The organism is Sorangium sp. So ce302 (assembly GCF_051530145.1).
In the GTDB taxonomy this organism is placed as follows: domain Bacteria; phylum Myxococcota_A; class Polyangia; order Polyangiales; family Polyangiaceae; genus Sorangium; species Sorangium cellulosum_B.
The window spans coordinates 4954907-4966603 of sequence record NZ_CP150326.1 but is presented as its reverse complement, the minus strand read 5'-3'; the positions used below and the strand labels follow the sequence as shown (position 1 = coordinate 4966603).

Genomic DNA, 11697 nt, shown 5'->3' with positions numbered 1-11697 from the left:
GGTGCCTCATGGAACGAGGCGATGGACGAGAGGAGACGAGCTGCGCCATGAAGAGGAGAAACTTTGTCACCACGGGGATGGTGGCGCTGGCAGGGCTGGCGCTGATCCTGGTCGGGCAGGGCTGTCAGAAGGAAAATAAGCAGATCACGCTCGGGTTCTCCCAGATCGGCGCGGAGAGCGAGTGGCGGACCGCGAACACGAAGTCGATCGAGGAGTCCGCCAAGGCGGCCGGGATCGATCTCAAGCTCTCCGACGCGCAGCAGAAGCAGGAGAACCAGATCAAGGCCATCCGGTCGTTCATCGCCCAGAAGGTCGACGTCATCGCGTTCTCGCCCGTGGTCGAGACCGGCTGGGAGCCCGTCCTGCGCGAGGCCAAGGAGGCCAAGATCCCCGTCATCCTGACCGATCGCGCGGTGGACACGAAGGACGACACCCTCTGGGTCAGCTTCATGGGGTCGGACTTCGTCGAGGAGGGCCGCCGCGCGGCGAAGTGGCTGGTCGAGAAGACGAAGGACCAGAAGGACCCGATCAACATCGTCGAGCTGCAGGGCACCGTCGGCTCGGCCCCCGCGATCGATCGCAAGAAGGGGTTCGAGGAGATCATCAAGGACAAGCCCCAGTTCAAGATCATCCGGTCGCAGACGGGCGACTTCACGCGCGCCAAGGGCAAGGAGGTCATGGAGGCCTTCCTCAAGGCGGAGGGCAAGAACATCAACGTCCTCTACGCCCACAACGACGACATGGCGATCGGCGCGATCCAGGCCATCGAGGAGGCGGGGCTCCGCCCCGGCAAGGACATCCTCATCATCTCGATCGACGCGGTGAAGGGCGCGTTCGAGGCGATGATGGCGGGCAAGCTCAACGTGACGGTCGAGTGCAGCCCCCTCCTCGGGCCGCAGCTGATGAGCGCTGTGAAGGACCTGATGGCGGGCAAGCAGCTGCCGAAGCGCATCGTCACCGAGGAGGGCGTCTTCCCGATGGAGACCGCCGCTCAGGAGTTCCCGAAGCGCAAGTACTGAGTGCGCGTAACGGTGGCGCCGCGGAGGCCGCCGGGGAGGACGTGAGCGATGCAGAGCGGAGCCGTGCCCGTGCTCGAGATGAAGCGGATCTCCAAGGGATTTCCTGGCGTACAGGCGCTCTCTTCCGTCGATTTTCGCATGCTGCCCGGGGAGGTGCACACCCTCATGGGGCAGAACGGCGCGGGCAAATCGACGCTGGTCAAGGTCCTGACCGGCGTCCACCCCCCGGATGACGGGCAGATCCTGCTCGAGGGCCAGGAGATCAGGCCCTCGAGCCCGCAGGACGCGCAGGCGCTCGGCATCAGCGCCGTGTTCCAGGAGGTGAACCTCTGCCCCAACCTCTCCGTGGCCGAGAACATCTTCCTCGGGCGCGAGGACGCCGGCGTCTTCGCGATCCGGTGGGGGGAGATGCGCCGGAAGGCGAGCGCCCTGCTCTCGGACCTCAACATCCACGTCGACGTCACCGCGCCGCTCTCGACCTTCTCGATCGCCGTGCAGCAGCTCGTCGCGATCGCCCGCGCGCTCTGCGCCAAGGCGAAGATCCTCGTCCTCGACGAGCCGACCTCGAGCCTGGCCGAGGACGAGGTGAAGACGCTCTTCTCGGTCATCCAGCGGCTCAAGGCGCAGGGGATGGCGATCCTGTTCATCTCGCACTTCCTCGACCAGGTGTTCGAGATCTCCGACCGGATCACGGTGCTGAGGAACGGTCAGCTGGTCAGCGAGACGCCGGCCGCCGAGCTGTCGCGCATGGAGCTCGTCACGCGGATGGTCGGGCGCGAGGTCGCGGAGGACGGCCCGGCCCGGGCCGAGCGCGCGCGGGCGACGATGCCGGCGGGCGGGCAGGCGCCCCTGTTGCGGGCGCGAGGGCTCGGCAAGAAGGGCTCGGTCAGCGATGTCGATCTCGACGTGCAGCGCGGCGAAGCGCTCGGCCTCGCCGGCCTCCTGGGCGCCGGAAAGACGGAGACGGTGCGGCTCTTGTTCGGGCTCGACGGGGCGGACCAGGGATCCATCGAGATCGACGGGGAGCCGGCGCGCATCGGCTCGCCGCTCGACGCGATCGCGCGCGGCCTCGGCTTCTGCCCCGAGGACCGGAAGGTCGAGGGGATCCTCGGCGACCTCTCGCTGCGCGAGAACATCGTCGTCGCCCTCCAGGCCAAGCGCGGCATCTTCCGTAACCTGTCCCGGGACGAGCAGGACGACATCGCCCGCCGTTACATCCAGCGGCTCGGCATCGTGGCGGCCGACGCGGAGGTGCCCATCTCCAAGCTGAGCGGCGGCAACCAGCAGAAGGCGCTCCTGGCTCGCTGGCTGGCGACCGATCCGCGCATGCTCATCCTCGACGAGCCGACCCGCGGCATCGACGTGGCGGCCAAGGGCGAGATCATGGGCAAGGTCATGGAGCTCTGCGATCGGGGCATGGCGGTGGTGCTCGTCTCCTCGGAGATGGCCGAGGCGCTGCGCTACTCGGACCAGGTCGTCGTCCTGCGCGACCGGCGCAAGGTGGCGGAGCTCGCCACGGACAAGACCGACGAGCAGGCGGTCTACCAGATCATCGCGGGAGGTCAGCCGTGAGCGCGCCCGCCGCCTCCCTGCGCCGGCTCGCCAGCGGGAGCACGTTCTGGCCGCTGGCGATGCTCGGCTCCCTCCTGCTGTTCAACCTCGTCAGCAATCCGCAGTTCTTCGCGATCACGGTCAAGGACGGCCACCTCTACGGCAGCGTCATCGACATCCTGAACCGCGCATCGCCGCTCATGATCATCGCCATGGGGCTCACCCTGGTGATCGCCACCCGCGGCATCGACATCTCCGTCGGCGCGGTCGTGGCCATCTCTGGCGCGGTCGCGGCGGTGCTGATCGGCGGCGAGCTCTCGCCGAGCGGCGGGACCGGCATGGCGGACGCGACGCGTGTCCCGCTGCCGATCGTCGTCTGGAGCGCGCTGGGCGTGGCGCTGGCGCTCGGCATGTGGAACGGCACGCTGGTGTCGATCTTCGGCATGCAGCCGATCATCGCGACCCTGATCCTGCTCGTCACGGGGCGAGGCATCGCCCAGCTCATCACGGGCGGCCAGATCATCACCATCTACTACAGCCCGTATCACGTCATCGGGAACGGCTTCCTCCTGGGGATCCCGGTCTCGCTGTTCATCGTGGCGGGCGTGAGCGCCGTCGTCTGGCTCTTGACCCGCAAGACCGCGCTCGGCATGTTCATCGAGGCGATCGGCGTGAACCCGGTCGCCTCGCGGCTGGCCGGGATCCGCGCGCGCACGATCACCTTCGCCTGTTACGCCGTGTGCGGCCTGTGCGCCGGCATCGCCGGGCTCATCGTGAGCTCGAACGTCAAGAGCGCCGACGGGAACAACGCGGGCCTCCTCTTCGAGCTCGACGCCATCCTGGCCGTGGTCCTGGGCGGGACATCGCTCTCCGGGGGCAAGTTCACGCTGGCGGGGAGCGTCATCGGCGCCCTGATCATCCAGACGCTCACCACCACCATCTACTCGGTCGGCGTGCCCCCGGAGGTCAACCTGGTGGTGAAGGCGCTCGTCGTCTTCCTGATCACCATCGTGCAATCGCAGAAGGTCAGGGATCTCATCGCAAAGCAACGGACGAGGAGGGTGGTCACACCATGATCGACACCGCCGCCGTGACCGGACGGAGCGGCACCATCGCCGCGACCGGACGGAGCGGCACCACCGCCGCGACCGGGCGCTCCGTCCGGATCGACCCGAGGCACCTGCCGCTCGCGGTCACCAGCAGCCTGTTCGTGCTCATGTTCGCGGCCGGGTCGTACCTGTTCGACGGGTTCTTCTCGCTGCAGGTGTTCCTCAACTTCTTCATCGACAATGCGTTCCTCTTGATCACCGCCATCGGGATGACCTTCGTCATCCTCTCCGGCGGGATCGACCTCTCGGTCGGCTCGGTCATCGCGCTGACAACGATGGTCTCGGCGTCGCTCGTCGAGAAGCACGGCTTGAGCCCTGCCGTGGTCATCCCGCTCGTGCTGGCCATGGGCTCGGGCATCGGCCTCGTGATGGGGCTCGTCATCCAGTACTTCAAGGTGCAGCCCTTCATCGTCACGCTGGCGGGCATGTTCCTGGCGCGCGGGCTCTGTTACCTCATCAGCATCGACTCCATCACGATCCGCAACGGCTTCTACGTCGACGTCTCGTCGCACCGCATCCCGTTCCTGTTCGACACCTCGATCACCTGGAACGTGGTCCTCGCGCTCGCGCTGTTCGCCGCGGCCATCTACATCGCCCACTACACGAGCTTCGGCCGCACGATCTATGCGATCGGCGGCAGCGAACAATCCGCCCTGCTCATGGGCCTGCCGGTGCCACGGACCAAGGTGCTCATCTATACCTTGAGCGGGTTCTGCTCGGCGCTGGCGGGCGTCGCCTTCACGTTCTACATGGTATCCGGCTACGCGCTGCACGCCGGCGGAATGGAGATGGACGCCATCGCCGCCGTCGTCATAGGCGGGACCCTGCTGACCGGCGGCCACGGCACGGTCGTCGGCACCCTCTTCGGCGTGCTCATCTACGGCACCATCCAGACCCTCATCATGTTCGAGGGCACGCTCAGTTCCTGGTGGACCAAGATCGTCATCGGCCTCCTCCTCCTGGTCGCCTGCCTGCTCCAGCGGGTCTTCGAGCGGCGCGCCCGTACGGCGTGACACGACGGGGATGAAGTGCGTTCCGCCGGGGTCCGTGTGGCGTCGATAGGCACTTTCGTGCCCGTTCATTGATCATTTCGGAAGCCCTCGGGAATTCAAGCGTCCACAACAAGGAACTGAGAGGTCATCGTGCGCTCCTATGCAGCAGGGATTGTCACTTTCGTTGGATTGATCGCGATGGGGTGCGGCTCGGACGAGCCCAATCCCACCCCGGCGGGATCTAGCACCTCGTCCGGGTCAACCTCGGCAAGCTCCGCGGGTCAGGGCGGAGACGGCGGTGGAACGGGCGGCGACGGCGGCGGCGGCGGCGACGGCGGCTCCGGGGGCGACGGCGGCTCCGGGGGCGACGGCGGCTCCGGGGGCACGGGTGGCTCTCCGAACGCCGGCGGCGGTGGGGCGGGCGGCGACGGCGATGCGGCCTTCGAGGTGACGACCTACCAGAACCCCGTTCTGCCCGGTGATCACCCGGACATGAACATCTACCGGGAAGGCGACGACTTCTACCTGGTCGGGTCGAATTTCCACATGATGCCCGCCTTCGAGATCCTGCACTCGACGGATCTCCTCCACTGGGAGCGCATGAACCGGGTGGTCCACTCCACCGCTCCCGCGCTGGAGGCGCAGCTCGGCCCGGGCCAGGGCACCTGGGGCGGATTCATCGTCAAGGCCGGCGATGTGTACCGGGTCTATTACTCCATCGGGGCCACCCAGCATTTCTCCTCGGCGCCGAGCCTCGAGGGCCCGTGGTCAGAGCCCACCAAGGTCGACATCTTCCCCTACACGCCGCCCGGCAGCGAGACCTCGTACGAACGAGGGACCGGCTCCGACAACTCGGTGTTCGTCGATCCCGACAGCGGCAAGACGTACATGATCATCAAGAACGGCCTGTGCAAATGGGACGCGGATCACCCGAGCGACTTCGGCATCAACCTGGTCACGGAGATCGATCCCGACACCGGGATGCTGCTGCCCGAGTCGAGCATCGACATGAGCTTCATCAACTGGGACCAGGAGACCGGCGGCTGCGGCGACTTCACGAATCCTGACTGGAGCAAGTGGGCCGAGGGGCCGACGATGGCCAAGCGCGGCGAGTGGTACTACTACTTCGTCTCGACGCATACGGCCTGCGGCGGCCAGCTGCACGCCTGGGCGTCGAAGAAGCTTGTCGGCAGCACCCCCGAGGACTGGACGTGGCTCGGCTATGTCCTTACCGGCGAGGAGCCGTACGCCGGCGTCCAGCACACCACGTCGCCGATCGCGCTGGAGGACGGCTCGTGGTGGGCCTTTGCCCACTCGTACGACTGCAGCAACGTGGGAACCGACGACACCAAGACCTCGAAGAACGGCGACTGGCAGGGGCTTGGCCGCGAGGGGCTGCTGCTGGAGGTGACCTGGGTCGACCAAGAGGTGAACGGGAAGACGATCCCGGTCCCGCGATACCCGACCAAGAAGGGCGATCTGTCCGCGCCCAAGCTGCCGCAGAGCGGCGTGCCTTTCCTGCTGCCCGTGAACGACGATTTCTCGTCGGCCACGATCAACTCCGCGTGGACCACCTACGGCGCGTCGGAGGACAAGTACTCGGTGGCGGATCGCCCGGGGTGGCTGCGGATCACGCCGGGTGCCGGAGGGACCGCGTGGGTCGTTCAGAAGGACACGCTGCACTCGAGCAGCATGGTCGCGAAGGTCGAGTTCACGCCCGCGGCCGACGGGGACGCGGCCGGCATCCGCGTGGGCAACGGCTACTGGCAGGACGAGCAGGTGCTTTCCTGCCCGACGTGGATGAACGACAGCGAGAAGTTCAGGCTCCCCGCCATCATGGACGTCTCGGTGGCGCGGGTCATGGAGGGCGAGGAAGACAGGATTCGCTTCTCCTTCCGGTCGCGCTCGGTGCAGGCCCCGGCCGAGGCGGGGGCTGCGTACACCGAGCTTGCCGAGCCGGTCGTAGTGGGCGCGTCGGTCCCCGCACCTTCCGGGAAAGCGGTCTGGCTGAAGCTGGTCCGCTCCGAGCACAAGGCTACGGGCTGGTTCAGCACGGATGGAGTCGAATGGACCCAGGTAGGCCCCGAGATCGACATCTCCACGCTCGACGGGTTCTATGCCATGGCTCACACCTGGATTGGCAACCAGGCCGGCATGTTCGCGACCAATAGCCGTGCCTACTTCGACCTGTTCACCTATCGTGATGGATTCACCCCGATCCCGGCGGCGGAGGCGGACCAGCAGTCCGGCGCCCAGGTCGTGTCGAGCACGTCGGCGGGACCGGTGCTCGGTGATCTGGAGAACGGCGATTGGGCCATGTTCGGGAGCGTCGACCTCGGCAGCGGGGGTGTACAGTCGAAGGCGATCGCGCTGGAGGCCTCGAGCGCCGGGGACGGCGGCACCGTGGAGGTCTGGATCGATCCGCTGGCAGGCGGCTCGATGATCGGCACCTGCGCCCTCCCCGGTACCGACGGCTGGGAGAAGTGGACGACGACGACGTGCAACGTGGCGCCCACGTCGGGCACGCACGAGGTCTACTTGAAGGTGAAGGGCGGCGGCCAGGGCGAGCTCGTGCGCCTCGCATCGCTGCGTTTCGTGCCCACCAACTGACCTGCCCGCCACGGGTGGCAAAGCCGCCGGCGGAGTCGCCGGCGGCCGCCCCCTTCCCGGCCGGCCTGACGGCCGCGAGCAGCGAGGAAGCTGCGGCTGGACCTGAACCTCCAAGAAGTGTGGCGTGGCCCCGTACGCCCGCCGGAGCCGGCGCGCTCGGGGCCGACGGGCCTGCCGCTCTCGCCGTGCCAGGCGTGATCAGATACGCCGCTCAGGGGCGCGCCGCGACCGGCGACATGGCCGCGGCCGCCGAGGCTCGGCTCGCCGACGACAAGGCGATGTCGCGCTACTACAACGAGACGCTGGCCGGCGGGAAGTGGAAGGGCTTCCAGACGCAGCCCAAGATCGGCTACGGCGGGAACTATCCGGACTCGGGCTGGCAGCAGTCGGAGAGGAACAACACCGGAGAGCTACCGCGCGACGAAGTAGGCGCGCGCGGCCCCACCCTTCCCCGCATAGGCGTTCACGAACCTTCACGCCGCGTTCTCCTACCTCCGAACGTTTACGTGGTCGTGGTCGTGGTCGTGGTCGTGGTCGTCAACGGCAGGCCGTGAACGACCACGACCACGTTCACGACCACGTTCACGACCACGACCACGACCACGACCACGTTCACGACCACGACCACAGGTTGGGCCCAGTTCAACCTGGGTCGGGCTGACGGCATTCTGGCCACACTGAGGCACTCCGCGACGTCCGCGACGTTCGAGCACGGCTCGACAGCGCGCTGGGCTGCGCTCGTGTCGCGAGCGCCGAGCCGCAGGCTTGGCATACGGCTTGCGATCCTTGCGATCGCGAGCCGAGGCCGACACGATCGAGGCCGCTCAACCCACCATGACCAATCGCTTCGACAGTCTGATCGCGCGCCTGCGCAGCGCATGGAAGCGGACCAAGCAGCCCACCGCCCCGCGCGCCTACCGCTGCCAGTGCGAAAGGCCCGTGTTCTTCCGCAACAGCGAATGCCTGGCCTGCAAGACGCCGCTCGGCTACGAGCCCGAGCGCGCCCAGGTCCTGCCGCTCAAGGCCGGCCCGACCGAGGGCACCTGGCAGATCTGGCACGACACGGCGGACGCGCCGCAGCTCTACAGGCGCTGCGGCAACTTCGACCTGGCGTCGGGCTGCAACTGGCTGATCCCGGCGGCGGCGGAGGCGCCCGCGCTCTGCGCCGCGTGCCGGCTCAACCGCACCATTCCAGATCTCTCCGTCGCCGAGCACCAGGCGCATTGGCGCCTGCTCGAGACGGCCAAACGACGGCTCGTGTCGCAGCTCCTGGCGCTGAACCTGCCGGTGAAGTCCAGGATCGGCGAGGATCCGGAGCGCGGCATCTGCTTCGACTTCCTCGCCTCGCCGCCCGACGGGCCCAGGGTGATGACGGGCCACGCCGACGGCGTGATCACGCTGAACATCGAGGAGGCGGACGACGCCACGCGCGAGCGCACCCGCGCCGCGATGCGCGAGCCCTACCGCACGCTGCTCGGGCATTTCCGGCACGAGGTCGGCCATTATTACTGGGACCTCCTGGTGCGCGACACCGGGTGGCTGGCGCCGTTCCGGGAGCTGTTCGGCGACGAGCAGCAGGACTACGCCGCCGCGCTGAAGGCCAACTACGAGCAGGGGCCGCCGGCCGACTGGCCCGAGCGCTTCGTCAGCGCCTACGCCAGCATGCACCCGTGGGAAGACTGGGCCGAGACCTGGGCCCACTATCTCCACATGGTCGACACCGTCGATACGGCGCTCAGCTTCGGCATCGACGCCGACGAGGTGGAGCTCGACGTCGAGCCATGGGGCGCGGACGCGCTGTGGCGTCCGGACGACCGAGGGGCCGAGACCTTCCTGGGCTTCTTGAACGCCTGGGTGGAGCTGACGGCCGTGCTCAACGAGATGTCGCGCAGCATGGGCCAGCATGACTTCTACCCGTTCGTGCTGCCGCGCCCCGCCGTGGCGAAGCTGCAGTTCATCCACCTCGTGGTGAACGGGGCCTCGCCGGCGGTACGCTAGCCGGCGGAGCACTCACGGCAGGGCGCTCGCCCGCGCCTACCGCCCGTACAGGCGCTGGAGCTGCTTCACGAACTCCGGCTTGAACACGCCGTCCACGCGGATCGAGTACCGGAAGAACGGGTCCGGCTCGACGCCGTGGTAATCCATGTCGTTGAACCAGTAGATGGGCGCGCGGACGACCGTGCGCTCCTCCCCTGCCCTGTCGCAGACATAGAACCGCTTGTCGCCGCGCGGGTCGAACGAGATGGACTGCGCCGCGCCGATCGCGCTCCCCGGCTCGGTATCCCGGTGCGCGGGCGCGTGATCGTTCGCCTCGAGGCCGAAGATCACGCACCGCCCGATCTCGACGAACGGCAGGCCCCGGATGAACTCGACCGTCCGGGGGAACATCGCCTTGGCCTCCGCCGAAAAGTCCTTGCCGGAGCCCGAGTGCTTGTCTTCCCAGCGATCGTTCTCGAGCAGATGATAGCAGACCTTCCAGGGGAAATAGACGCCGTAGCGGTACTTCAGGTACAGCATCTGCGCCCGCGTGAGCGGGTGATCCGTCTCGTCTCCGAACGTGTACTCGCGCCGCCGGTCGGGATCGAAGGCGGACGGGTCGTCGCCGAGCGCGATGAAGTCGCAGAACTCGTCGCGCGAGAAGCCCCCGATGACCTCCCCGTAATCCACGTATGGGTCGTCGTGCACCCAGGGCGCGACCACGCCCATCCATTTCAGGCTGCCGCCGGTGTACGAGGGCTCGACGCGGCAGAGGCCGCGCACGATCTCGCGATCGAGCTCGGGGAAGCACGCCGCGTCGATCAGCGGCGACAGGTCGATGTACGGGCGGCCCCACAGGCCGCAGAGCTTGCTCATGCCGTCCTCGCTCCGAGCGGTACCCGCGCGCGACCATGCCGTCAAACCTGCGGGCGCCTTCCTCCACCAGGGCGCAGGTCGACGGGGCGTGGCCCGGCGCGCGGCTCCCGCGCTGCTGGCGCGGTCCTCCCGGTTCACGGCGTCCCAGGAGGCGCACACGTGGCCCGGATCGAAGCCTGGCGTGAACGCCGCAGGGTGGAAGTACGTGCCGGCGATCACGAGCGTCCGGTCGGGCGCACGCGTGACCCAGCCGGCTGGCAGGCCACGGTCGCGAACACGTTGCCGATCCACCGCCGCGGTCCACCGCCGAACGGCATGGACGCGCAGCGCGGGCGGAGGCCGCGCGCTCGGGCGTGGAGCGCTCGGGACCGAACGCATCGGGGCCTCCCAGAAGGATGAGCCGCGGCGCAGACAACGAATTCGACTCTCGCCCGAATTATTCAATCCACCAACATGAACGTGACGTCTCGCATCGAGGCATAGGCGAGTATGCCTATACATCGATTCAGCTGGCTTGGGTACGACCTCGTGGCAGTCACCTGCATCGGGCGAACGCGGCCCCCAAGGTGCACGGATGAATTGTCAACACAAGGCAATGAATGGCTTTCGCCGCTTGAACCCTCGGCGCCAAGCGGACACTGGAGAAATAAAATGAGGTCGACACGTTCCTACGTTGCTACGAAACTGAGCGTTCTCGGTCTCCTGAGCATCGGCATCTGGGCCTGTGGTGAGGCCAATGACGGTGGTACGTCCTCGACCGGCGGAGGCGGCCCCGACGGGACCACCACCACCACCACCAGCAGCGCGGAGACCACGGTCGGCACGGGCGATATGGCCACCAGCGGTGCCGGAGGCGCAGCAGCCGGGAGCACCGCGAGCAGCAGCAGCAGCGCAAGCACCGCGGAGGCCAGCAGCTCGGCCAGCGGCGGAGAAACGGTCGGCACGGGCGGGGACCCGGGCGAGTGCGTCAAGGGCCAGACCAAGGGAAATCAGGTCGCGGTCATCGGCGAATCGTTCATCGCCGCGACTCACGGCATCACGCAGCAGATCGAAAAGCAGGCGAAGGCCAACGGCTCCCTCCCCCAGAACGATCGCTATATCGACAACTCGGTCAGCGGCACGACGCTGGCCAACGATCAGATTCCCAGCCAGTACCGCAAAGCTGCGGAGAACGGCATGATCAAGTACGTGCTGATGGATGGCGGCGGGAACGACTGCTTGCTGAGAGGGGACGGCGACGCGGCCCTCGCGGCGGCGGAGTCGCTGTTCGAGACCATGGAGAAGGACAACGTCGAGAAGGTGGTCTATTTCTTCTATCCAGACCCCATCGGCAACCAGTTCGCGTCGCTCAAGACCTGCCTCGATACGCTCCGACCGAAGATGAAGGCATTGTGCGACGGGCTCACGGCGCCGAAGTGCTACTGGCTGGACCTTCGTCCGACCTGGAACGGACACAACGAGTATACGCAAGACGGAATCCACCCCACCTCTGCCGGTAGCATCGCCACCGGAGATGCAGTCTGGGAAGTGATGAAGACGAGCTGCGTCGCGCAATAACGAGAG

General features: G+C 67.4%; 10 protein-coding genes. 8 read left to right on the top strand and 2 right to left on the bottom strand.

Annotated elements, in window-relative coordinates; translation table 11 throughout:
- Positions 1-47 precede the first annotated feature (47 nt).
- From WME73_RS18800 to WME73_RS18775, 6 genes are all read left to right on the top strand, one after another.
- Positions 48-1019 carry an ABC transporter substrate-binding protein gene (locus tag WME73_RS18800; protein WP_437746779.1) on the top strand — a complete coding sequence of 324 codons (972 nt, stop codon included), beginning with the start codon at positions 48-50 and terminating at the stop codon, positions 1017-1019.
- A 48-nt stretch (positions 1020-1067) separates the two neighbouring features.
- Positions 1068-2591, top strand: a complete 1524-nt coding sequence (locus tag WME73_RS18795) for a sugar ABC transporter ATP-binding protein (protein ID WP_437916576.1) — start codon at positions 1068-1070, stop codon at positions 2589-2591.
- Entirely contained in the window at positions 2588-3646 is a 1059-nt protein-coding gene (locus tag WME73_RS18790; protein ID WP_437746777.1) for an ABC transporter permease, read from the top strand. Before WME73_RS18795 ends, WME73_RS18790 begins: the two co-directional genes overlap by 4 nt.
- Positions 3643-4692 carry a galactofuranose ABC transporter, permease protein YjfF gene (yjfF, locus tag WME73_RS18785; protein ID WP_437746776.1) on the top strand — a complete coding sequence of 350 codons (1050 nt, stop codon included), beginning with the start codon at positions 3643-3645 and terminating at the stop codon, positions 4690-4692. Before WME73_RS18790 ends, yjfF begins: the two co-directional genes overlap by 4 nt.
- Positions 4693-4869: 177 nt before the next feature.
- Positions 4870-7281 (top strand): family 43 glycosylhydrolase, encoded by a 2412-nt coding sequence (locus WME73_RS18780; RefSeq protein ID WP_437916575.1) that lies wholly within the window; start codon positions 4870-4872, stop codon positions 7279-7281.
- A 194-nt stretch (positions 7282-7475) separates the two neighbouring features.
- Positions 7476-7835, top strand: coding sequence for a hypothetical protein (locus tag WME73_RS18775; protein ID WP_437746774.1), 360 nt, complete (start codon positions 7476-7478; stop codon positions 7833-7835).
- On the opposite strand, the gene WME73_RS18770 is transcribed toward WME73_RS18775, so the two are convergent.
- Complete coding sequence (locus tag WME73_RS18770; RefSeq protein ID WP_437916574.1) at positions 7784-7909, bottom strand: hypothetical protein; 126 nt, start codon at positions 7907-7909, stop codon at positions 7784-7786. The two genes, WME73_RS18775 and WME73_RS18770, sit on opposite strands and share 52 nt — an antisense overlap.
- A gap of 206 nt (positions 7910-8115) precedes the next feature.
- On the opposite strand from WME73_RS18770, the gene WME73_RS18765 reads away from it, so the two are divergent.
- Complete coding sequence (locus WME73_RS18765) at positions 8116-9279, top strand: zinc-binding metallopeptidase family protein (protein WP_437916573.1); 1164 nt, start codon at positions 8116-8118, stop codon at positions 9277-9279.
- Positions 9280-9315: 36 nt separating this feature from the next.
- Here WME73_RS18765 and WME73_RS18760 read toward each other — a convergent pair whose 3' ends face one another.
- Complete coding sequence (locus tag WME73_RS18760) at positions 9316-10134, bottom strand: hypothetical protein (RefSeq protein WP_437746772.1); 819 nt, start codon at positions 10132-10134, stop codon at positions 9316-9318.
- Positions 10135-10785: 651 nt separating this feature from the next.
- On the opposite strand from WME73_RS18760, the gene WME73_RS18755 reads away from it, so the two are divergent.
- Positions 10786-11691 carry an SGNH/GDSL hydrolase family protein gene (locus WME73_RS18755; RefSeq protein WP_437916572.1) on the top strand — a complete coding sequence of 302 codons (906 nt, stop codon included), beginning with the start codon at positions 10786-10788 and terminating at the stop codon, positions 11689-11691.
- Positions 11692-11697 lie beyond the last annotated feature (6 nt).

Excerpts from the sequence above, each read along its gene's own strand:
- WME73_RS18800 (WP_437746779.1), top strand. The coding sequence starts at position 48 with ATGAAGAGGAGAAACTTTGTCACCACGGGGATGGTGGCGCTGGCAGGG.
- WME73_RS18795 (WP_437916576.1), top strand. The coding sequence starts at position 1,068 with ATGCAGAGCGGAGCCGTGCCCGTGCTCGAGATGAAGCGGATCTCCAAG.
- yjfF (WP_437746776.1), top strand. The coding sequence starts at position 3,643 with ATGATCGACACCGCCGCCGTGACCGGACGGAGCGGCACCATCGCCGCG.
- WME73_RS18780 (WP_437916575.1), top strand. The coding sequence starts at position 4,870 with ATGGGGTGCGGCTCGGACGAGCCCAATCCCACCCCGGCGGGATCTAGC.
- WME73_RS18765 (WP_437916573.1), top strand. The coding sequence starts at position 8,116 with ATGACCAATCGCTTCGACAGTCTGATCGCGCGCCTGCGCAGCGCATGG.
- WME73_RS18760 (WP_437746772.1), bottom strand. The coding sequence starts at position 10,134 with ATGAGCAAGCTCTGCGGCCTGTGGGGCCGCCCGTACATCGACCTGTCG.
- WME73_RS18755 (WP_437916572.1), top strand. The coding sequence starts at position 10,786 with ATGAGGTCGACACGTTCCTACGTTGCTACGAAACTGAGCGTTCTCGGT.